The organism is Bradyrhizobium sp. STM 3557 (genome assembly GCF_045571465.1).
Classification (GTDB): Bacteria; Pseudomonadota; Alphaproteobacteria; order Rhizobiales; family Xanthobacteraceae; genus Bradyrhizobium.
Genome location: NZ_CP120697.1, coordinates 7,573,113 through 7,595,126, shown reverse-complemented (window position 1 = coordinate 7,595,126; position 22,014 = coordinate 7,573,113). Strand labels below are relative to the sequence as shown.

Sequence of the window (22,014 nt, the reverse complement as noted above, 5' to 3'; positions counted from 1 at the left end):
CATCTTGCGATGCAATCCGAGCTCTCCCCGCATCCGCCTTCGCTCTTCGAGCTACGGCGGACGAGAGCGGGGCGAGGTTAAGAGAGAGCGTGCCAAGTCGACACAGCGCGGCTAAGCCCCCTCCAGCCGCCAAGCAGCCTCAAAACTCCCCGTGGAGTCGTCCCGAGAAGATCGAGACCGGGCCGCGGTCTGCATTGTAGGCGGGGTTGGCGATGAACTGATAGTCGGCCGTCAATGTCACGCCTTTCCTGAGCTGATAGGCGTAGTACGCCTCGACGATCTGCTCGGGCTGATAGTTCAGCCGGCCATCGCCGATCAGAAGCCCAGTGCCGCCGGCGGCGAGGAAGTCGCGATGCGCGGCGGACAGTCCGTTGATCGCGCCGCCGATGCCGATCGTATCATCCGGCCGTCCCCAACGGCCGCCCTTGATCGACACCCCGCCGGACAGGCTGCGGTCGATGTCAGTGAACGACAGGATCTCGGTCTGGCCGTTGTTCCAGCTGGCGCGGGCAAACACACCGACATCGGTTGCGACCTGCTGCTCGAGATTGGCGTAGAAGCCGTATTTCGGATTGACGTGGCGAATGCTCGCCATCACGTCGTTGATGTCGAGCGAGGGGTCCGCGGCCGCGATCCCCAGCGCCTGACGATAATTGCCGGTGACGCCCTGATTGCCGAACACGCCGAGCCGGAGCTTGCCAGGCTGATCGAAGATGGTGTGGCGCTCCTCGAACTCGACTACGGTGCCTTCGCCCTTGAAGGTCAAGATGTCGCTGTTCGGCTGTGAAGGCACCTGCAGCACCGCGGCACGGATAGCCCAATCCTTGCGATTGAGCTCGATCATCGCGCCGTTGGTATAGCCCGGCAGGTCGGCCGGGAAGTCATAGGCCGTCGATCCCCACAAGGCCCAGTTCATGAAATCGGCGCGCGGATCATGCGCATAGGAATTGTTGTCGAAGAAGTCGCCGACGGCGAAGCGGCCCACCACAAGCGTCACGCGATCGATGTCGCGCTTGCCCGCCAGTTGGTTCGGGCCGTCGGCCACATCCTCCTGTCCGCCGCCGAGACCGAAGGTCTGCTTGAAGTAATAGCGCTGTGGACGAATGCGGGGATAGGCGGCACCGGCCTTCTGTGCCTCGCCGTTCGGGAAGCCGGCGATGCCGACCGTGCCGTTCAGGCCAAAGCCTTGCGCCACTTCCGGGTCGAAATAGAACTCGCCGCCATCCCACAAACGAAACCCAAGAAATGCGGTCGTGGTCCACGTGGACTGGAGCTGGCCTCGACCAGGAAGGCTGTTCGTGCCGGCATAGGGCGAGCGGAACGAAGGATAGGCTTGCGGCAGGAAGGTCGTCTGGGCGTGGACGTTCCAATCATCGGAGTCGGGAAGCGCAGGCTTGGCTTGACCTGCGGTCGCGCGCGCCCAGAGCTGGTCGCCGAACTGATAGTTGAGGCCGAACTTGACGAGATGAAGCTTGGGATCGACCGCGACGCCCGGCAGCCCGAAGCCGCCGAGATTGTACGTCTGCTGCGCCAGCGCGACGTAGTCGTATTCGGCCTTGGCGGTCCAGTTGCCGCTGACCGCGAATTCGAGGCCGAGGCCCGCGGTCCAGCCGACATGGTCATGTCCCACCACCGCTCCGCCGCCGTCATTGACGTCGGCATGCGTATGTCCCCAGGCGAAGCCGCCGGTGACGTAAGGCAGCCAGCGATGGAAGGCGTAGCCGACTCGGCCACGCAACGTTCCGACGTAATCGAGCATGGTGTTGAAGGGCGCCGGCCGCAGCCGGGCAAAAGCCGGCTGATCGAGCGGGCCGGCAAACGTCGCATCGGCCTCGACGCCAAGGACGAGATGGTCGCCGATCCGCCTGTTGTAGCCGACCTGATAGCCCCCGAGCAGGCCGGCGACGCTATGTGGAAACACCACGCCTTGCAGCGGCAGCGCATTGGCGCCGGAACCGAGGCTGCCGCCGCCATAGCCGAAATGGCCGCCGACAAAGAAGCCGGTCCAATCATAGACGAGGCTGGCGGCCTTGGCCTTCAGCGGCAGGGTCTTGGGCGACAAGTCGGCCGCCGCGGCTGGTCCCATCAGTGCGAGCATCCCGAGCGCGGAAGCGGCCAGGGTCCTGTCCCATCTCGGGCTGCGATCTGACATCTTGCGGGCGTCGGTCACGGAACCAGTGTGGTGCGTGATTCCGTCACAGCAGATTTGCCCGCGCATTGTCATCAACGAATCGGCTGCGGCCAGTAAAGAACTCCCCAGGCGTTGGCCCGCCACGCAGGGGGATGAGGCGAAATTCCTCAACGATCGCAGCATGCTTATTGCAACTAATTCGCAATATCAACTGAGCGGCAACAATCGTCGCCTCGTTCGCACGGCTCTGTAACATTCGTGCAACAGGTCGCGGGAAGCCGCATAGGGGCATAGCCCAAAGCCGGCCCATGCCTCTCCCCGCATCCTCCTTCGCCCTCAGGGCTTCGGCGGACAAGATCGGGGCGAGGTTGGAGCGAGCATGCCACTCGGTCCGGGCCAGGAACGACGCTCAGCCCCGCGCGCCCGGGCCGTCACCTAGCCTTCCCGCGTCGAATTGATCGACGTCCGCGAGCAGCTCGCAAAAGGCGCGGGCGCCGTGTTCGAGCAGTGCCTCGCCTTTTTCGGCACTGGCTTGCGTGGCATCGCCGACCGCGCCGCTCGCATTGAGATCCTGCGCCTGCCAGGCCAGCGGTGCCGGACGCTGCGTCGACAGATGCCGATAGGTCGTTGCCATATCGCTGCCAGCGGAGTGGAAAGGCCCGAGCTTGTCAGTGCCGACCAGCGTCGGGTGTGCTGCCAGCATGATCGAGGTTTCGACCGCGCCGCCATGAATGCCGTGACGCAATTCGTCCGGATCGAACAGCCCGTCCGGTGCGCCGAAGCGCGACCACGAGGTGGTGACCACCAGCATGCGGTGGAATGCGCGCAGGTCCTGCGCCACCAGCGACATCGCCGCGCTGTTGCCGCCATGGCTGGTGACGATGACGAGCTTCCTGATCCCGGCTCGCGCCACGCTCTCGCCGATCGCCATCCAGCTGTTCAGCGCCACCTCCGCCGGCAAGGTCAGGGTGCCCGGGAAATCGATATGCTCGGTGGAGATGCCGATTGGCTGCGTCGGCAGGAACGTCACCGGTAAATCCGCCGCGAGCTGCGTACGGACGCGTGCCAGATAGGCCTCCGCGATCATCACGTCGGTGCCAACAGGCAGATGCGGGCCGTGCTGCTCGGTCGCGGCCAGCGGCAGCACCGCGATCCAGCCGGCGGCTACAAGCCTGTCGATCGCGGGCCAGTGAAGTTCGGCGAAGTCGCGGGGCGGGGTGGTCATCGCAGGTGGTTTCTTTCGGGCGTCGGGCAGGGTAGTTATCCGCCACATCTGCGATAACGCAGATGGATCGAAATGGCATCATGGCCAGAGGAAGCCAGGGAGTCCAATCATGTCGCAGGCGCTTTTCGCGCGAATGTTAATGGCGGCTTTGCTGGTAGCCGCCGCCGTGCTGTCGCCTGCCGCGGCCCAGACGCTGGACAAGGTCTCCTTCGGCACCAACTGGGTCGCCGAGGGCGAGCAGGGCGGCTTCTTCCAGGCGGTCGCCGACGGCACCTACAAGCAATATGGGCTGGATGTCACGATCGTGCCGGGCGGGCCGAACGAGAACAACCGCATGCTGCTGATCGCCGGTAAGATCGACTTCTTCCTCGCCGCGAACACGCTGATGGGCTTCGATGCCGTCGCCAACAACGTGCCTGTGGTGTCGGTCGCCGCGATGTTCCAGAAGGACCCGCAGGTATTGCTGACCCATCCGGAATCTGGGGTCACCAAGCTCGAGGACCTGAAGCCGCTGACGCTGTTCGTCTCCAAGGAGGGCATCGCCAGCTACTATCAATGGCTGAAATCCGAATACGGCTTCTCCGAGAAGAACGTTCGGCCCTATACGTTCAACCCTCAGCCCTTCATCGCCACGCCGAACAGCGCGATGCAGGGTTATGTCACCTCCGAGCCGTTCGCGGTCGAGCGCGCCGCGGGCTTCAAGCCAGGTGTCATCCTGCTCGCCGACAACGGCTTCAACACCTACTCGACCCTGATCGAAACCCGCCGCGACCTGATCGACAAGAAGCCGGACCTGGTGCAGCGCTTCGTCGATGCCTCCATCGTCGGCTGGTATCACTACATCTATGGCGACAATTCCGCTGGGAATGCCATGATCAAGAAGTTCAATCCGGAGATGACCGACGATCTCCTGGCCAACTCGGTGACCAAGATGAAGGAGTACGGCATCGTCGATTCCGGCGACTCCTTGCGTGACGGCATCGGTGCCATGACCGATGACCGTGTCGCCAGCTTCTTCGACAAGATGGTGCGTGCCGGCGTGGTGAAGGCGAACGTCGATTATCGCAAATCCTACACGCTGCGCTTCGTCAACAAGGGCGTCGGCCTCGACCTGCGCCCGAAGGACGAGCCGAAAAGCCAGCCGAAGCCGGACCAGAAGAAGTAGACCAGCGCGTTCATGGAAGCGTTCCCTCCGAACAGTTCAGACGGCAGCGCCTCCGGGTTTGCTGTCGAGCTCAGTGACGTCACCAAGATCTACGAGTCTGGCGTCATGGCGCTCGGCCCGCTCGATCTGCGCGTCGGCAGGGGCGAGTTCCTTTCGCTGCTCGGGCCTTCCGGTTGCGGCAAGTCGACCGCGCTGCGGTTGATCGCGGGGCTGACCGCGCCGACCACCGGGCGCGTCGCATTGGCGCCCCGCGCGGATGCGGCGTTGTCGGGACATCGCATCGGCTTCGTGTTCCAGGAGCCGACGTTGATGCCCTGGACGTCCGTGCGCGACAATGTCGCCCTGCCGCTGAAGCTCGCCGGCGTTGCCAATACGGAGGCGCGGCCGCGGATCGAGGAGGCGCTGGCGCAGGTCGGCCTTGCCGAGTTCGCGGATCGCTATCCGCGCGAGCTTTCCGGCGGCATGAAGATGCGGGTGTCCCTGGCGCGCGCGCTGGTGACGCGGCCCGAGATCCTCCTGATGGACGAGCCGTTCGCGGCGCTCGACGAGATCACCCGCTTTCGCCTCAATGACGATCTGCTGGCGCTGTGGCGCAGCCTGCGCATGACCGTCATCTTCGTCACCCATTCGGTGTTCGAATCCGTCTATTTGTCGCAGCGCGTGCTGGTGATGACGGCGCGTCCCGGACGGCTCAGCTTCGAGACGCGTGTCGAGAGTGACGAGCCGCGCAACAGGGCCTTCCGGACCTCGCTCGCCTATGCCGATTATTGCCGCGGCGTGTCGGAGGCCTTGGCGCCGGCCTATGCCGGAGCGCTGTCGCTATGAGCACCGCGCCCGTCCGGGACGGTGCGGCAGGCCATCAGCGCGTGCTCGGCGTGCTGCTGCCCGGCATCGTGCTCGCGCTTGGCCTTGTGCTCTGGGAGCTCGTGGTCGAGCTCAATGATGTCAAGCCTTACGTGCTGCCGGGGCCGATCCTGGTGACGCAGACACTGATCGCCGATTGGGGCGTTCTGTCGGACTCGCTGGTCACGACGCTGATCACGACGTTCGAAGGCTTCATTGCGGCGGCGATCGGCGGAATCGCGCTCGCGCTGCTGTTCAACCTGTCGCGCCGGCTTGAACTTGCGCTGTTTCCTTACGCCATCGTGCTCCAGGTGACGCCCGTCATCGCGATCGCGCCGCTGCTCCTGATCTATCTGCCGCAGCAGACCGCGGTCGTGGTCTGCGCCTGGATCGTGGGATTCTTTCCGGTGCTCTCGAACACGGCGCTCGGGCTGAAATCGATCGATCGCAATCTTGCCGGCCTGTTTCAGCTCTATGGCGCCTCGCGCTGGCAGCGGCTCAGATTGCTGGAATTGCCGTCGGCGCTGCCGTTCATTCTCGGTGGCCTGCGCATTGCCGGCGGCCTGTCGCTGATCGGCGCGGTGGTTGCCGAAATCGCGGCCGGCAGCGCCGGTGCCGGTTCCGGCCTTGCCTATCGCATCGCCGAGTCAGGCTATCGTCTCAACATTCCGCGCATGTTCGCGGCATTGTTTCTGTTGTCGGTGGCCGGGATTGTCATCTATGGGCTGCTGGCGCTAGTTTCCCACCTCGTTTTGCGGCGCTGGCATGAAAGCGCGCTTGGAAAGGACAACTGATGGCTGCAGCACCTATCTCGTCGGAAAAGGTCGACCTTTTGATCTACGGGCCGCTGCGGCCGATCCTGGAAACGGGCTTTCCGGACAATTTCAACGTCCACAAGGCGGAGACGCGCGCCGATCTGGAGCGGCTGCCGGCTGAGGTGCTGGGCCGGATCCGCGGCGTTGCGGTGACCTATCACACCGTGAAGACCGACGCGGAGGTCATGGCGCTGCTGCCGAAGCTCGAGATCGTCGCGAGCTTCGGCGTCGGTTACGACCACGTCGCCGCCGCGCATGCCGGCCAGCACAACATCGTCGTCACCAACACGCCCGACGTGCTGACCGAGGAGGTCGCCGACGTCGCGCTCGGGCTCCTGATCGCCACCTTGCGCGAGTTCATCACGGCGGACCAGTACGTGCGGTCGGGCGAATGGACCCGCCAGAACTATCCGCTCAGCAAGGGCTCGCTGCGCGACCGCAAGGTCGGCATGGTGGGCATGGGCCGGATCGGCCAGGCCATCGCACGCCGGCTCGACGCCTCGCTGGTGCCGGTGGTGTATCACTCGCGCAAGCCGGCCGCCGGTGTCGCCTACCAGCACTATCCCGACCTGATCGAGATGGCGAAGGCGGTCGATACGCTCGTCGTCATCGTGCCCGGCGGCGCCGGCACCAACAAGATGATCAATGCCGAGGTGCTCAAGGCGCTCGGCCCGCGCGGCGTCGTCGTCAACGTGGCGCGCGGCTCTGTTGTGGATGAGCAAGCTCTGATCGCCGCGCTGAAGTCGGGAGATATTCTCGCCGCCGGCCTCGACGTGTTCGAGAAGGAGCCGAGCGTGCCGGCGGAGCTGATCGGCATGAAGAACGTCGTCGTGCTGCCCCATATCGGCTCGGCCTCGATCGTCACGCGCAATGCCATGGATCAGCTTGTGGTCGACAACATCAAGGCCTGGTTCGCAGGCAAGGCGCCGCTGACGCCCGTTGCGGAAACACCCGTGAAAGGTCGCTGATGTCCCGCTCCCCGCTGCCGATCATGGCCGTGCTGTTGGCGGTTCTGCTTGCGCCGCTCGCACAGGCGCAGGACGCCGCCAGCCTGCGCAAAGAGATGATCGGCCAGTGGGAGCTCGCCACCACGGACCGCAGCAAGACCTGCGTGGTGACGTTAAAGAACGACGCCTCGCCGCGGGGCCTCAAGCTCGAGCTCGAGCCCGGATGCCCCGCCGCGCTGCCCTTCACCAAGGACATCGCCGCCTGGAGCATCAAGGGCCTCGACATCGTCCGATTGCAGGATGCCAGCGGTGAGGCCGTGCTCGACCTCACCGAGGTCGAGACCGGCATCTTCGAGGGCGTGCGCCAGAACGAGGGAGTCTACATCCTGCAGAACCTCGCTGCCGCGCGCTCGCTCGCCAAATCGATGGACCAGATGATCGGCGACTGGGCCATGGTCCGCGGCAACGGCAACACGATCTGCGGCTTGACGCTGACCAACACCGACGCTGGCAACGACAATTTCCAGGTGTTCCTGAAGCCGAAGTGCGACGCCCTGGTCACGGCTTTCGCGCCGACGCAATGGCGGCTCGAGCATGGCCAGATCATCCTGTTCTCCGACAAGGGCGAGACCTGGCGGTTCGAGGCGGATGACAATGCGCAATGGCGCCTGGTTCCCGATAGCGCCGATCCGCTGATCCTGCTGCGGCAGTGAGCTGACGCGGGCGGCGCCCGGAATCGGTGAATGGAGCCATGGCATGACGACGATTCTTGCGATCGGGCTCGACCCGATCTCCGCCGATCTAGCGGCGTTTCCGCAATTTACGCCCGAGATGCTGCGCAGCTATATCGACGGCGAGCTCGACCGCGTCCGCGCCGCCGGCTTCGAGGTCGTGAGCTGCCTGATCGACGGCGGCGATACAGCCGCGGCCGTGGTTGCCGATACCCTGCGATCGCGCCGTTTCGACTGCGTGGTCATCGGCGCCGGCCTGCGGCTGCCGCCCGAGCAGCTCGTGCTGTTTGAGACCGTCGTCAATCTTGTCCATCGGCTTGCGCCCGATTGTCGCATCGCGTTCAACAGCCGTCCGGCCGATACGCTCGATGCGGTGCGGCGCGCCTTGAACGTGCCTTGATCTGCGGCAAAACCGTCGCGCGCGGGCGTGGTAGCGGGCCCGAAACGGAGGGAGTGGACATGATCCGAACGATGGGAATTGCGGCCTTGCTGGCGCTCTCGGTGGCCGCGCCGATTCACGAGGCGGCGGCGCAGGACGCGCTCGGCGGCGCCATCCTGGGCGGCGCCGGCGGCGCGATCATCGGCGGTGCGCTGGGCGGCGGCCGCGGGGCGGCGATTGGCGCGGTGCTCGGCGCCGGCACGGGTGCCGCAATCGCAGCCGAAGGCGAGCGCCGCCGCGGCGGCTATTACTATTATCACAGCGGCTGCTATCTGCAGCGCGCCGATGGCGCCTATGTCCGGGTGCATCCCCGTTACTGTTATTAGTCCGTAGGGACCGCAGCGCGCCGCGGCTCGCGGCGCGCTAGCTCCGCATCGCGCGCTGCAGCACCGGCATGAGCCGCGGGTCGTCGCAATGCGCGACATTGAAGCGCATCATGCCGGTGGCGGATTGCGCCGCGCTGAAGGCATTGCCGGGCGCCAGCACGACATTCTCTGCAAGCGCTGCGCGCGCCACTTGCGCGCAATCGCAGCCCTCGGGAAGGCTGCACCAGAGCTGGAAGCCGCCGCGCGGCATCAGCCATGGCGTGATGCCGATGCGCTTGAGCTTCTCGGCGGTGATGCGCCGCGCCCGCGCCAGCCGGCTGCGCAACTCCTCGATGTGCTTGCGATAGAAGCCGGCGGCAAGGACGCGCGCCAGCGTTTCGGTGGCGAATGCGCCCGGTCCGCCGAAGCCGGTTGCGATCTGCAGATCGATCAGGTCCTCGATCCAGTCGACGCGCGCGGCGATATAGCCGCAGCGCACCGATGCCGAGAGCGTCTTGGAGAAGCTGCCGATCAGGATCACCCGCGCCAGCCCGTCGAGCGCGGCCAGCCGCGGCGACGGTTCGGGCTCGAAGTCCGCAAAGATGTCATCCTCGACGATCGTCAGTCCGTGGGCCGCTGCGACATTCAACAGGCGGTGCGCGGCGTGCTGCGACAAGGTCGCGCCGGTCGGGTTATGCAGCGCAGCGTTGGTGATGTAGAGGCGCGGCTGCTCGGCGACGAGAACGGCTTCGAAGCGGGTGATATCAGGACCCGACGGCGTCATCGGCACGCCGACGATCCTCGCCTGATGCGCGCGCAGCAGCGCCAGGAAATTGAAGTAGCAGGGATCATCGACCATGACCGTGTCGCCCGGGCGCAGCAGCAGGCGGCAGATCAAATCGATTGCCTGCGTGCCCGAGGCGGTCAGCAGCAACTGCTCCGGCGGCGCATCGATGCCGATCCCCGACAGGCGCGCCAGCAGCAGTCGCCGCAGCGCTACCGAGCCGCGCGAACTGCCGTAATTGGTCAGGACATGGTCGTCGCCGCGCGCCAATCCTCGCAGCGCCCGGCGCAGTGCGGCCTGCGGCATCCAGTCCGGTGGCAGCCAGCCGCAGCCGGGCATCAAGGTCGTATCATCGGCATCGAGCGACTGGCGCGACACAAAGAACGGATCGACCGCGGGGGCGCGCCGCGGCTCGCTTTGCGCCAGCGCCAGCGGCGGCAGCGCGGTGGCCGAGACGAAAAAGCCGGAGCCGCGCCGCGCCCGGATCAGGCCTTCGGCGGCGAGCCGGTCATAGGCTTCCACCACGGTGGACGGCGATACTTTCATCGTCGCGGCAAGGCTGCGGATCGACGGCAGCCGGTCACCGGGGCCGAGCACACGGCTCGCCACGCGGGCGCGGATCACGGCCATCACTTCGGCGGTGCGGCCGCCTGCGGCGGACGATGGCGAAAGGTGCAAGTGTATGGTTCCGAGTGGCAGTACAGTTTGATGAAATTGTACTGCTCTGTGGCTGCCGGGACAAGCGCCTCGCCGTTATGGTCCGCCCAGAACAAGGACGGGCGAGATGAAATCATCAGTCGAAGGCTGGGGCAGCGGGCTTGTGGGCGTGGCGATCTTCAGCGCCTCCTTGCCGGCGACGCGCGTGGCCGTCGCCGGCTTTCCGCCGCTGTTCCTGACGGCGGCGCGCGCCGGCATCGCCGCGCTGCTCGGCGGCGCGCTGCTGCTGCTGCTCCGACAGGCGCGTCCTGCGCGCGCCGATCTTGGCTCGCTGGCCATCGTCGCGTTCGGCGTCGTGATCGGGTTTCCGCTGCTGACCGCGCTTGCGCTCCAGCACATCACCTCGGCGCATTCGATCGTCTTCGTCGGCCTGCTGCCGCTCGCCACCGCCATCTTCGGCGTGCTGCGCGGCGCGGAACGGCCGAAGCCGCTGTTCTGGCTGTTCTCGCTGCTGGGCAGCGCAGCGGTCGCCGGCTTTGCGCTGTCGAATGACGGGACCATGTCGCCGGCCGGCGATCTCCTGATGATCGCCGCGATCGTGCTGTGCGGCCTCGGCTATGCCGAAGGCGCGGTGCTGTCGCGAAGGCTCGGGGGCTGGCAGGTCATCTCCTGGGCGCTGCTGCTGGCCTCGCCCGTCATGCTGCTGCTCGCCATCGCGACCTGCCCGCCGTCATGGCGGGTAATCGAAATGCCGGCCTGGCTCGGGCTCGCCTATGTCTCGGTCTTCAGCATGCTGGTCGGCTTCGTGTTCTGGTATCACGGCCTTGCGCGCGGCGGCATCGCGAGTATCGGGCAATTGCAGCTGCTGCAGCCGTTCCTCGGTCTCGCCCTGGCTGGCCTTCTGCTGCACGAGCCGGTCGCCTTAGGCATGATCCTGGTGACCGGTCTCGTCGTCGTCTGCGTTGCGCTCGCGCGGCGATATGCCTGATCGCGATGTGAACCGATGAACGGCTGGCTCACTGTCCCGAGATCGGGTGAACCGGCGTAAAGCCGAGGACGTTCCTGCCGGCGGAACCGTAAAACCGCTCCTGAGCGAAGCCATGCTGCCGGGCCGTGTGGATATCGCGCAGCCGCCGCTGCAGCGGAGATGAATTCATGATCGCGCTCGACCCGCCCAGCGCGTAGCAGCCGCTCACCACATTGGTGCAGGCGGCATTCACCCAGGCGCTGCCCTGCAATCCTTCCGCCAAATCGGTGTTGCTATCGACCGTGCCGGCAACCGCCCGGGACCACTGGCTCTCAACCTGCATTCGGGTGAGTGCACGCGCGGCGCGCAGCTCGGCATTAAGCTTGCCCACTTCATGCTGGAATACCGCTGAGTCCTTCAGCTCCGTCGCTGCGAACAGCTGCCGTCGGCCGGAATTGGCCATGGCGACCAGATCGGCCATCGCGCCGCTGGCGATGCCGACCGCGACCGCGGCATGGAAGCTCGCATTGAACGGCATCACGTCGCTTTCGAGCGGTCCGGCCACGGCCGATTTTCCGCCGAACAGATTGAAAGCTTCCGCTTCCGGGACCTCGATGTTGTCGAGGACGACGTGATGGCTGCCGGTGCCGGTCAGGCCGACCGCCTGCCAGGTCTCCTCGATCCGCCAGCGGTCAGCAGGCAGCAGGAAGAGCTTGGTTTGCGGGCCGTGCTCCGTCATCACGGGCTGGCCGTCCTTGCAGACCACGCAATGCCCGCCGATCCATTGTGCGTTCTGGCAGCCGCTGGAGAAAGGCCAGCGACCGGAGACACGATAGCCGCCATCGATCTTCTCGGCTTGTCCCACAGGCGTCCCAACGCCCACAATCAGCGCGTCCGGATCGTTCCGATAGACCCGCTCGAGCACCGCGAGCGGCGCCCTGGTGCAGAAGATCTGCGAGGTCACGCCGATCATCGCTATCCAGCCGACGGAGCTGTCGGCCGCGGCCAGGATCTCCAGCATCTGCACCACGTCCGGCGCGGTAAGCTCGAGACCGCCGAGGCTGCGCGGCAACAAGCTCCGGAACAGGCCGAGCTTGCGCAGGCTGAGCGCGATGTCCCCGGGCACGCGGCGCCCGTCCTCGATCTCCTTCGAGCGCGCCGCGATGTTCGGCGCGAGCTCGCGCAGCGCCGTGATCAGACGTCCGGCATCGTCCGCCGGATGCGGCTGCGAGGGGGCTTGATCGACGTGAGCTATCTGGATGTTGCTTGTGGCCAAGATCGCCTCCTCAAGAAAAAATGCCGGCGACACGCCGTGCAAGATCCAAGGCAGCTACGTGGCTACTGTTGCCGCATGGTGGCGAACGATGTCGAATTGGTTACGGATGAAATGCCGGCCGCGACAAGGTGATCAAACAGCGGTGACGCGCACAGGCGGTGCGCGCCGAACTCATCGGCTCACATCAACCCGGTGCCCTTCAGGCTGGTATGGCCGTTCTTGCCGACGATGATGTGATCATGCACGGCGATGCCGAGCGGCTTGGCAATGTCGACGATGGCCTTGGTCATGCGGATGTCGGCCTGCGACGGCGTCGGATCGCCGGAGGGGTGGTTATGCACGAGGATGATGGCCGTGGCGGAGAGCTCGAGCGCGCGCTTGATCACCTCGCGCGGATAGACCGGGGTGTGGTCGACTGTGCCGGTCTGCTGCACCTCGTCTGCGATCAACTGGTTGCGCTTGTCCAGGAACAACAGCCGGAATTGCTCTTTCTCGGCGAATGCCATGCTGGTGCGGCAGTAGGTGATGACGTCCTGCCAGGACGACAGCGCGTGCCGCTGCTTCAGCTCGCCCTTGGCGATGCGGCTGGCGGCGGCCGCGATCAGCCTGAGCTGGGTGATGGTGGCTTCCCCGATGCCATCGACCTCGCGTAACAGCGGCTCCGGCGCATGGATCGCTTCCGCGAATGAACCGAACTTTTTCAACAGCGCCTTTGCCAATGGCTTCATGTCGCGCCGCGGCTGGGCGGTGAACAGCACCATCTCCAGCAACTCATAGTCGCTGAGTGCGTCGGCACCGGCGGCGAGAAAGCGCTCGCGCAGCCGCTGGCGATGGCCGAGATAATGCGGCGGCTCACTGGCAGTCGGTGCGTTTTCGGGATCGGTCTTGGCGGGCATCGGCAACAGAATGCCGCGCCGGCCAGCTTTTGCAACCTTCAAGTGAGCCGGGCCTGCGTGCCGTAGAGCGTTGGACGGACGCCGGAAGGAGGAGGCCCGGGGATCAGATCTTTCTTCCATCACCAGAGCTGCTTGTCATATCGCCCACACAGACGTGAGTTGATCCGGGCAATGCTCTGCTTAAATCGGGCATATGCTCCAGTTTGTGACTTTCCCTCCTGCCGTACCCGCCCGGCGCGGTCGTGCCGCAGACGCATCGTCGGCCAAGGCCGACTGGCCGCCACTTTCCCTCGCCAATGCGCTGAAACGGGCGACCTGATCCTTCACCGAAATCTGGGAATGAGCCTTCCCCCGTTGGGAGAGTTTTTGCATTGACCGTTGTGACATCCGACCAAGCCGATCATCTGTCGGCCTGGATAACCCTGCTGCTCGCCTTCTCCTGCGGGCTCATCGTCGCCAACATCTATTATGCGCAGCCGTTGATCGGCCCGATCAGCCAAGAGCTCGGTCTGTCAGCGGGATCGGCGGGCCTGCTCGTGACCATGAGCCAGATCGGCTATGGCGCGGGCCTGCTCCTGATCGTGCCGCTCGGCGACCTCGTTGAAAATCGCAGGCTCGTGCTGAGCGTGGTGGCGGTGGCTGCACTCGCGCTTGCAGGCGCGGCGCTCGCGGCCGATGCGACGCTGTTTCTCGCTGCTGCGCTGTTCATCGGGCTCGGCTCGGTCGCGGTGCAGATCCTGATTCCCTATGCCGCGCATCTTGCGCCAGCCGCGACGCGGGGCCGCGCAGTCGGCAACGTCACGACCGGACTGATGTTAGGGGTGATGCTTGCACGGCCCGCATCGAGCCTGATCGCGGCGCATGCGTCCTGGCGGCTGGTCTATGTGGTTTCGGCGGCCGCCATGGTGGCGCTCGCTTTGGTGCTGCGCGTCGTATTGCCGGTGCGGCAGCCGGCGGCGCGCCTGAGCTATGGCCGCCTGCTCGCCTCGATGGTCGAACTGGTCATGACGGAGCCGGCGCTGCGGCGGCGCGCGCTCTATCAGGCGGCGATGTTCGGCTCGTTCAGCCTGTTCTGGACCACGGTGCCGCTGCTGCTCGCCGGCCCTGATTTCCACCTCTCGCAAACCGGCATCGCGCTGTTCGCGCTGGCCGGTGTCGCCGGCGCGATCTCCGCGCCGCTCGCCGGCCGCGTTGCCGATCGCGGCTGGATCAAGCCCGCCAGTGCAGCGGCCATGCTGATCGCTGCCGGCGGTTTTGCGCTAACGCGCGTGCTGCCGTTCGGCTCGACCGGGTCGATGGTGCTGCTCGTCATCGCCGCGATCGCGATCGATTTCGGCGTGCAGGGCAATGTCGTGCTCGGCTATCGCGTGCTGTTTGCCCTTGGTGCCGAGCATCGCAGCCGTTTGAACGGGCTCTACATGACGACATTCTTCATGGCGGGGGCGGCGGGCTCCGCCATCGGTGCCTTCGCCTATGCTTACGGCGGCTGGACGCTGGCGTCCTCGATCGGCTTCGCGCTGCCGCTGCTCGCGCTCGTGTATCTGGCGACGGAGTAGCTAACTCCGGGCGCACTGCACCCTCTCCCCTTGTGGGAGAGGGTGGCGCCGAAGGCGCCGGGTGAGGGGTCTCTCTCCGCGCCTGCAAATGCCGAAGCAGACCCCTCACCCGGCTCGCCGCCGCGTTCCGCGTTGGCGATCCACCCTCTCCCACAAGGGGAGAGGGTGCACCGTCAATGCCGCCGCAGAGTTCTCGTCTTATTCAGAGCGAGCTCTTATTCAGAACAGACGTCTCAATCGCATCAGAATGGGCTGCGCTTCAGCCCTGGCACCAGCGCCGCAAGACGGTCTTTGATCCAGGGTGCGCGCGTCGGCGGTCCCGGCGGTATCTCGGCCGCGACCTTGGCATTGCGATCGACCGCGAGCGTCAGCATCGCGACATAGCGGTCGCGCTCCTCTTTGATCGCGCACCAGGCGCGATGCTCGGGGTCGCTGCCGGTGGCGATGCGATCATTGGCGTTGATCACCAGGCGCTGCTTCGGCCGGCCCGTGTAGTCGGGCACATTGGTGTAGATGAACTCGTTCAGCGCCTCGGGAAAGAAGCTCTGCCCGGTCAGCACCGTCTTCTCGTCGAGGAACACCTTGAAGTGGATATGGGTGGCGCGCCCGGCATACCAGCCGGGATAGATGGTGTTGAACGCGGCCCAGCCGCCGGCATTCGCAAGCTGGGTGCCGCGCAGGAAGGTCTTGCCGGTCTGGTCGATATTGTGGCCGTCGCCCTGGTCGCGAAATGCCGAATAGAGCCCGCGGGCATCGCAGTGCCAGATGTCGACGCGTGCACCCTGGATCGGCGTGCAACTGCCGGCCTCGATCATCCGCAGCCGGAACGACAAGGGCACGCCGGGCCGCCCCTCGGCGATGTCGGCGCGCACCAGCTTCGGATCGAGATAATAGGGGCCTTCCTCGGATTGCGGCGTCAGGATGCAGGCATCGTCGATGCTGGAGCCAGCGTCTTTATCAGGCGCGGCCAGCGCCTGGCGCGCCGGGAATAGCGCCGTCGCACCGGCTGGAATCAGGCGGAGGAAGCCGCGGCGGGTTGCGTCGGTCATGCGTGCCTCCCATGACGATGGAGCTGCACACACTCGATCAGCCGGGAATGGCAACAATCAGACGGTCGTCATGTTTGGAAACGCGGCGAGCGAAGCCTCCTATCCTGCCGCTCCGCGTTCAAAGCGAGATCCGCTGCGCGCAGCCGATCGGCCGGTCCCCGTCGTCACACCTGAACGAGCGGCTTCTCACCGTGCCGTTCCGACAGCGTGAAGATCTCGACGCCGTCATTGGTGACGCCGACCGAGTGCTCGAATTGCGCCGACAGCGAGCGATCACGCGTCACCGCGGTCCAGCCGTCTGAGAGGATCTTCACATGCGGCTTGCCGAGATTGATCATCGGCTCGATGGTGAAGAACATACCGGGCTTCAGCAGCACGCCCTCGCCGGGCCGGCCGACATGGATGATGTTGGGCTCGTCGTGGAACAGCCGGCCGAGGCCGTGGCCGCAGAAGTCGCGCACCACGCTCATGCCCTGCGGCTCGACAAAGCTCTGGATGGCGTGGCCAATGTCGCCGGTGGTGGCGCCGGGCCGCACGGCGGCGATGCCGCGCATCATCGCTTCATAGGTCACCTCGATCAGCCGCTCGGCTTTGCGCGCAATCGGCCCGATCGCATACATGCGGCTGGAATCGCCGTACCAGCCGTCGACAATGAAGGTGACGTCGATATTGACGATGTCACCTTCCTTCATCGGGCGGTCGCCCGGCATGCCGTGGCAGACCACGTGGTTGATCGATGTGCACGTCGAGTAGCGATAGCCGCGATACATCAGCGTCGCCGGATAGGCACCATGGCTGAAGGCGAAGTCGCGAACGAATTCGTCGATGCGCGAGGTCGGCATGCCCGGCTTGACCAGATCAGTGAGCTCGTCGAGACACTTGGACACCAGCGCGCCCGCCTTGCGCATGCCGGCAAACCCGCTCGCGCCGTGCAGCTTGATCTGGCCGTTCTTGCGCAATCCGGTGTCGGTGGCTTCGATATAGCTCATGGGGGCTGCTGTTCCCGGGGAAATCGTTGATGTGACAGCCTAATTTAATGATCGTGACGGGCGGCGCAAGCTGCGTGTGTCACGGCGTTAAGCCATTGATCGAATTTGATCATCAGCTATGCACCTCGACGACGGTCTCGACCGGGAGCGCCCCGCCGCGGACGCGGATCTCGCGCACCGGATAGGGCACGCGGATACCTTCGCGCTTGAAGGCGTCCCATAGCGACAGCATCACCTCGCTCTTGACGCTGTCCATGTCGCCGGGATCGTTGATCCAGCAGGTCAGCGAGAACTTCATGCCGGCCTCGGTGAACTCGGTGAGCAGGCAATTGGGCTGCTTGGACTTCATCGTGCGTGGCGTCTGGGCCGCGATCTCCATGGCGAGCTTGCACACCAGGCGCGGATCGGCATCGTAATTGGTGCCGAAATTGACCTTCACCAGCGTGTTCTTGTCGGTATAGGTCCAGTTCGTCACCTTCTGGGTCACGAGATCCTCGTTCGGGATCAGGAACTCGCGGCCGTCGCCGGCGGCGACCGAGATGTAGCGCGTGTTCATGGCGCTGATGCGTCCCGAACTGTCGCCGATGGTGACGAGGTCGCCCGGCTTTACCGATTTGTCCGCCAGCAGGATGATGCCGCTGATGAAATTGGCGACGATCTTCTGCAGGCCGAAGCCGATGCCGACGCCGGCGGCGCCGGAGAAGATCGCGAGCGCCGACAGGTTGATGCCGACCGCGCTGAGCGCGATCGCGATCGCCAGGATCATCAGGCCCATGCGGACCATCTTGATCAGTAGCACCTGGATCGAGGGGGTGAGATCGCTGGAGCGGGTGATGCGTCCTTCGACGAAGTTGCTGGCGATGTTGGTCAGCCACAATGCCGCGACCAGGAGCACGCAGAGCTTGATGACGAGCAGCGGCGTCAGCCGCAATCCGCCGAGCACCACCGACACCGAATCGAGCGCGTCGACCACCGGATCGAGCTCGCCGATGATGCTGAGCGCCGCCACCAGCCAGGCCGAGATCGACACCACGCGGACGATGAAGGTGTTGCGGATGACCGAGGTGATCAGCCGGATCACGAGCCAGGCCAGCGCGAGCTTGAGCGCGACCGCGAGCAGATAGCTGCGGCTCGGCCAGGTCCACAGCACCATCACGGTGCGCGCGATCCGCATCAAGATGACGAACACGACATTGGCGACGCTGTCGACCAGCACCCGCAGGAACTGGCGCAGTGGCCCCGGCCATCCCATTCCGAGCGACGTCACATCGACGCGCGCCCGGATCGCCGCCGACGCCGCGAAGGCGATGCCCGCGCCGGCCAGCACCAGGCCAAGCTGCAGATAAAACCAGGGCGAGGTCACCTCGGCGCCGACCGAGCGTGCGGCCGTCTGCAGGGCGGTGAGGAAATCGTTCAGGTCGTCCATGTCCATCATCAAATCTCGAAGAGAACGGCAGGAAGCGCGAAACGGCCGTCAGGCGATGTTCCCGTAGCGGAGCGTTTGAGGCCACCGCAATAGCAATATACCGGAGATGCAGGCGCGGGCCGAAAAATGGGCATATCGCCGCGCCTTTCGCAAATCCGGTTGGCGGGTAAGTATGGCGACGATAAGGATGCAGTTTCCTCGTTTCGGAGTGATTTGCGCCGTTCATGACCTCTCTCGACGCGGTCAGCATTGCCATTCTTCTCGGTGCCGTCCTGGTGATGGCCGGCATCCTGTCGAGCCTGCTGGCGCTGCGCTTCGGCGCCCCGTTGCTGCTGGTGTTTCTCGCGATCGGCATGCTGGCCGGCGATGCCGGCCCGGGCCATATCGAGTTCGCGGACGTCCGCACCACCTATCTGGTGGGCTCGGTGGCGCTGGCGCTGATCCTGTTCGACGGCGGGCTGCGCACGAGGTTTCAGAGCATCCGAACCGTGCTCGCGCCCTCGATGGTGCTGGCGACCATCGGCGTGCTGTTGACCGCCGTCATCACCGCGCCGGTTGCCAAATATGCGCTCGATCTCAATTGGACTGAGGCGCTGCTGGTCGGCGCCGTGGTCGCTTCGACCGACGCCGCTGCCGTGTTCCTGCTGGTGCATGCGCAAGGCTTGCGGCTGCGGCCGCGCGTCGGCGCGACGCTGGAGGCCGAATCCGGCAGCAACGATCCGTTCGCGGTGTTCCTGACGCTGACCCTGGTCGAGCTGATCTCGGTCGGGCACAGCTCGCCTGTGCATGTCGTGATGGAGCTGGCGCGCGAGGCCATCCTGGGCGTGGTGTTCGGTGTGATCGGCGGGCGGCTGGTGGTGATCGCGCTGAACAAGGTGGCGCTGCCGCAGGGCCTGCATGCGCCATTCGTGACGACAGCGGCGCTGGTCATTTTCGGCGTGGCGCAGATCGCCCATGCCTCCGGCTTCCTCGCGGTCTATCTCGCTGGCATCATCATCGGCAACCGGCCGACGCGGGCGCATAATTCGGTCGTGACGTTCCTGGATGCCGCGACCTGGCTCGCGCAGATCGTGATGTTCGTGCTGCTCGGGCTCCTGGTGTCGCCGCAGCGGCTGCTGAGCAGCCTGCTTCCGGCGATCGCGGTGGCACTGACGCTGATGCTGGTGGCGCGGCCGCTCGCGGTGATGATCTGCCTGAGGCCATTTCGCTTCAACTGGCGGGAGAAGATCTTCATTGCCTGGACCGGCCTGCGCGGCGCGGTCGCGATCTTCCTGGCCTCGATCCCGATGCTGGTCGGCCTGTCGAAGGCCTATCTCTATTTCGACGTCGCCTTCGTCGTCGTCATCATCTCGCTGCTGGCGCAGGGCTGGACGCTCGGTCTCGCCGCGCGGCGGCTGCACGTGGCGCTGCCGCGCACCGATCGCGGGCCGCGCCGGGTCGAGCTCGATCTGCCCGGCCAGCTCGAGCAGCAGCTGGTCGGCTACTCGGTCCGCCCGAAGAGCCTGTACTACCGCCGTGGCCTGATCCCGTCCTGGTCGAAGCCGACCTTGGTGATCCGCAACGAGCAGATCCTCTCTCCCGCCGAGGCCGAGCCGGTCGCGCCAGGCGACTATCTCTATCTGCTGGCACCGCCGGAGAAAGCCGAGGCGCTGGATCGATTCTTCGTCGACATGCAGCCGCCCGCGGCGCCCGACCCGCATCTGCTCGGCGATTTCATGGTCTCGGGCGAGCACACGCTGGATGAGCTGGCGACGATCTACGGCGTCAGCGTCACCGACGAGGACCGCAAGCTGACGCTCGCCGACTACTTCGACGTCCATCTCGACCGCGCACCGAGCGAAGGCGCGACGGTGGCGCTCGACACCATCGTGCTGGTGGCGCGCTCGATCTCAGGTGGCCGGGTCAATATCGTCGGCCTGCGCCTACCGGAGGACGAGGAGACCAAGCCGCCGCCGACGCGAGCCGAGTCGCTCAAGCGCAGGCTGGCCGATGCTTGGTCGCAGGTCGCGGGGGTATAGAACTCGTCATTGCGAGCGAAGCGAAGCAATCCAGGACCAATGAGGAAGTCTGGATTGCTTCGCTTCGCTCGCAATGACGAAAGATGAGCGATTCGAAGGTTAGGCAATGCGAAGCCTGCCTACTGTCTCACGGTCGACAGAATGACGATGGGCACGGAGTAGGCGCCTTTGCCCACCTTACGAGCTACTCGTAATCACCGTCCTTCGCTCGCAACGACGGGATGGCTTATCTCACTCCGTCGGCAGGATCGCGATCGAAATCGCGTTCTCCTTGGTGCCGCTGATCTGCAGCACGAACGGCTTTGCGGCGAGCTCGTATTTCATGGTCTTGCGGATGCCATCGCAATCGGTGGCGCCGCTGAAGGCCTTTGGCTTCAGCGCATGGCCGTCCTGCACCACGTCGACCCAGCCGCCCGCCGAGAGACTGATTGTATAGAGACCTGCCTTCGGCGCGGTCGTGACCTTAGTGAAGCCGGCAAAGGTGCCGTCCTTCGGCGCACGTTCGGGCGCCGTCGGCAGCTTGGCGTCGGCCGGCGCGACGAGATTGAGCGTGAAGCCGGAGGTCGGCAGCGCGGCGATTTCATTGCCTGACGAGATCTTGGCGCGGTCCTGCGCGGTCAGGGCCGCACGCTCATGCGTGATGTCCCATTTGAACTTGTCGCAGCCGCTCGGCTCTTCGGCAGCGAACACCGAATTTGCGCCGAGCAAAGAGAGCGCAACAGCAAGCAAGAGACGCGAACGGGACGGCATGACCATGGGGCTCACTCGCAGGATGTGGAGCCCACTATAGCAGCGCATCTTGACCGCACCGTGATCGCGATCGCGTCATGGCGCCGTGCTCACGGCTTTGGCGTCCGGCGCATGCAGCACGGCGCGGCAGGCCGCCGGCAACTGCGCCATGGTCATCGGCGGCACCGGCTTCGGCGGCTCGGGGGGAGGCTTCGGATGCAGCACCGCGTCCGAGAACCAATAGCCGAGGTCGCCGCAGCCGTCGCCGCCTTCCTGATCCTTCTGCCCGTGGCATTCGCTCGCGTCGGCCGGACAGCGCATCCGGATGTGGAAGTGATAGTCGTGTCCCCACCAGGGCCGCACCTTGGACAGCCAGCTGCGGTCGCCCTTGGCCTGGCGGCACAGCGCCTTCTTGATCGCGGCATTGACGAAGATCCGCTGCACAGACGGCTCTTTCGCGGCGTCACGGATCACGGCGAGATGAGAGGGCGTGAAGACGCGCGGGTCGACGTCGAGCCGGTCCGGGCGCACCATCATGACTGCCGACATCTCCTCACGGTCCTCGCGTGACAGCCGCCGCGCAGGCATCGGCGTCAGCCAGATGTCGGCGTCGAGGCCGATCTGGTGACTGGCATGGCCGCTCAAGGCAGGGCCGCCGCGCGGCTGGCCGATATCGCCGACGAGGATGCCGGGCCAGCCGGCGTCCTTGTGAGCCTTCGCCGCCAGCCGCTTCAGCAGCGCGATCAGCGCCGGATGGCCCCAGTTGCGGTTGCGCGACAGCCGCATCACCTGCCAGGTGTCGCCGTTGATCGGCATCGGCGCGGCGCCGGCGATGCAGCCTTTGTTGTAGGTGCCGATCACCTCCAGCGGCAGCGCCGCCGGCAGCAGCTTGCGCGCGAACAGCTCGCGGGCAGGCGTAGCGGGATCATCGGGATGGGCGAGAGGCGGCAGCCGCTCCGGTGTGAGGCTGCCTTTGTCCTGGGCCAATGCCGTGCTGGCGGCAAGGATCAGGGCCAGCAGCGCGGTGGTCATCAGGCGGACGTGCATTGGATCTCTCTGTCGTGGG

20 protein-coding genes are annotated in these 22,014 nt (G+C 65.6%); 10 read left to right on the top strand and 10 right to left on the bottom strand.

The window, feature by feature from the left end:
• Positions 1-139: 139 nt before the first annotated feature.
• Both P6U24_RS35085 and P6U24_RS35080 read right to left on the bottom strand, forming a co-directional pair.
• On the bottom strand, positions 140-2,152 hold the full coding sequence (locus tag P6U24_RS35085) for a carbohydrate porin (protein WP_407156944.1): 2,013 nt from the start codon (positions 2,150-2,152) through the stop codon (positions 140-142).
• Positions 2,153-2,540: 388 nt separating this feature from the next.
• Complete coding sequence (locus tag P6U24_RS35080; RefSeq protein WP_407156943.1) at positions 2,541-3,356, bottom strand: creatininase family protein; 816 nt, start codon at positions 3,354-3,356, stop codon at positions 2,541-2,543.
• A gap of 139 nt (positions 3,357-3,495) precedes the next feature.
• Here P6U24_RS35080 and P6U24_RS35075 point away from each other — a divergent pair, with 139 nt between their 5' ends.
• Genes P6U24_RS35075 through P6U24_RS35045 form a run of 7 tightly spaced genes read left to right on the top strand, consistent with a single transcriptional unit; the run spans position 3,496 to position 8,622 of the window.
• Entirely contained in the window at positions 3,496-4,521 is a 1,026-nt protein-coding gene (locus P6U24_RS35075; RefSeq protein ID WP_407160704.1) for an ABC transporter substrate-binding protein, read from the top strand.
• Positions 4,522-4,533: 12 nt separating this feature from the next.
• Positions 4,534-5,346 carry an ABC transporter ATP-binding protein gene (locus P6U24_RS35070; protein ID WP_407156942.1) on the top strand — a complete coding sequence of 271 codons (813 nt, stop codon included), beginning with the start codon at positions 4,534-4,536 and terminating at the stop codon, positions 5,344-5,346.
• Positions 5,343-6,158: an ABC transporter permease gene (locus P6U24_RS35065; protein ID WP_407156941.1), complete on the top strand. Its 816-nt coding sequence runs from the start codon at positions 5,343-5,345 to the stop codon at positions 6,156-6,158. Before P6U24_RS35070 ends, P6U24_RS35065 begins: the two co-directional genes overlap by 4 nt.
• Complete coding sequence (locus P6U24_RS35060) at positions 6,158-7,147, top strand: 2-hydroxyacid dehydrogenase (RefSeq protein ID WP_407156940.1); 990 nt, start codon at positions 6,158-6,160, stop codon at positions 7,145-7,147. Before P6U24_RS35065 ends, P6U24_RS35060 begins: the two co-directional genes overlap by 1 nt.
• Positions 7,147-7,839 (top strand): AprI/Inh family metalloprotease inhibitor, encoded by a 693-nt coding sequence (locus P6U24_RS35055; RefSeq protein ID WP_407156939.1) that lies wholly within the window; start codon positions 7,147-7,149, stop codon positions 7,837-7,839. The genes P6U24_RS35060 and P6U24_RS35055 overlap by 1 nt, the downstream gene beginning before the upstream one ends.
• Positions 7,840-7,882: 43 nt before the next feature.
• Positions 7,883-8,257, top strand: coding sequence for a hypothetical protein (locus tag P6U24_RS35050; RefSeq protein ID WP_407156938.1), 375 nt, complete (start codon positions 7,883-7,885; stop codon positions 8,255-8,257).
• A gap of 59 nt (positions 8,258-8,316) precedes the next feature.
• Complete coding sequence (locus P6U24_RS35045) at positions 8,317-8,622, top strand: hypothetical protein (protein WP_407156937.1); 306 nt, start codon at positions 8,317-8,319, stop codon at positions 8,620-8,622.
• A 37-nt stretch (positions 8,623-8,659) separates the two neighbouring features.
• Here the strand turns inward: P6U24_RS35045 and P6U24_RS35040 are convergent, their stop codons facing one another.
• Complete coding sequence (locus P6U24_RS35040) at positions 8,660-10,015, bottom strand: PLP-dependent aminotransferase family protein (protein ID WP_407160703.1); 1,356 nt, start codon at positions 10,013-10,015, stop codon at positions 8,660-8,662.
• A 154-nt stretch (positions 10,016-10,169) separates the two neighbouring features.
• Here P6U24_RS35040 and P6U24_RS35035 point away from each other — a divergent pair, with 154 nt between their 5' ends.
• Positions 10,170-11,030 (top strand): DMT family transporter, encoded by an 861-nt coding sequence (locus P6U24_RS35035; protein ID WP_407156936.1) that lies wholly within the window; start codon positions 10,170-10,172, stop codon positions 11,028-11,030.
• A 28-nt stretch (positions 11,031-11,058) separates the two neighbouring features.
• On the opposite strand, the gene P6U24_RS35030 is transcribed toward P6U24_RS35035, so the two are convergent.
• Both P6U24_RS35030 and radC read right to left on the bottom strand, forming a co-directional pair.
• Positions 11,059-12,285, bottom strand: coding sequence for an acyl-CoA dehydrogenase family protein (locus P6U24_RS35030; protein ID WP_407156935.1), 1,227 nt, complete (start codon positions 12,283-12,285; stop codon positions 11,059-11,061).
• 179 nt (positions 12,286-12,464) lie between these two features.
• A complete protein-coding gene (gene radC / locus P6U24_RS35025; RefSeq protein WP_407160702.1) occupies positions 12,465-13,181 on the bottom strand; it encodes a DNA repair protein RadC in 717 nt (238 codons plus the stop codon).
• 371 nt (positions 13,182-13,552) lie between these two features.
• Here radC and P6U24_RS35020 point away from each other — a divergent pair, with 371 nt between their 5' ends.
• Complete coding sequence (locus tag P6U24_RS35020) at positions 13,553-14,737, top strand: MFS transporter (protein ID WP_407156934.1); 1,185 nt, start codon at positions 13,553-13,555, stop codon at positions 14,735-14,737.
• Positions 14,738-14,979: 242 nt separating this feature from the next.
• Here the strand turns inward: P6U24_RS35020 and P6U24_RS35015 are convergent, their stop codons facing one another.
• The 3 genes from P6U24_RS35015 to P6U24_RS35005 form a co-directional block, all read right to left on the bottom strand.
• Complete coding sequence (locus tag P6U24_RS35015; protein WP_407156933.1) at positions 14,980-15,786, bottom strand: intradiol ring-cleavage dioxygenase; 807 nt, start codon at positions 15,784-15,786, stop codon at positions 14,980-14,982.
• 164 nt (positions 15,787-15,950) lie between these two features.
• Positions 15,951-16,775 carry a type I methionyl aminopeptidase gene (gene map, locus P6U24_RS35010; RefSeq protein ID WP_407156932.1) on the bottom strand — a complete coding sequence of 275 codons (825 nt, stop codon included), beginning with the start codon at positions 16,773-16,775 and terminating at the stop codon, positions 15,951-15,953.
• 112 nt (positions 16,776-16,887) lie between these two features.
• Entirely contained in the window at positions 16,888-18,207 is a 1,320-nt protein-coding gene (locus tag P6U24_RS35005) for a mechanosensitive ion channel family protein (protein WP_407160701.1), read from the bottom strand.
• A 218-nt stretch (positions 18,208-18,425) separates the two neighbouring features.
• On the opposite strand from P6U24_RS35005, the gene P6U24_RS35000 reads away from it, so the two are divergent.
• Positions 18,426-20,219 carry a potassium/proton antiporter gene (locus tag P6U24_RS35000; protein WP_407156931.1) on the top strand — a complete coding sequence of 598 codons (1,794 nt, stop codon included), beginning with the start codon at positions 18,426-18,428 and terminating at the stop codon, positions 20,217-20,219.
• A gap of 231 nt (positions 20,220-20,450) precedes the next feature.
• On the opposite strand, the gene P6U24_RS34995 is transcribed toward P6U24_RS35000, so the two are convergent.
• On the bottom strand, positions 20,451-20,969 hold the full coding sequence (locus P6U24_RS34995) for a hypothetical protein (RefSeq protein WP_407156930.1): 519 nt from the start codon (positions 20,967-20,969) through the stop codon (positions 20,451-20,453).
• 75 nt (positions 20,970-21,044) lie between these two features.
• Positions 21,045-21,995 carry a penicillin-insensitive murein endopeptidase gene (gene mepA, locus P6U24_RS34990; RefSeq protein ID WP_407156929.1) on the bottom strand — a complete coding sequence of 317 codons (951 nt, stop codon included), beginning with the start codon at positions 21,993-21,995 and terminating at the stop codon, positions 21,045-21,047.
• Between the last annotated feature and the right edge of the window lie 19 nt (positions 21,996-22,014).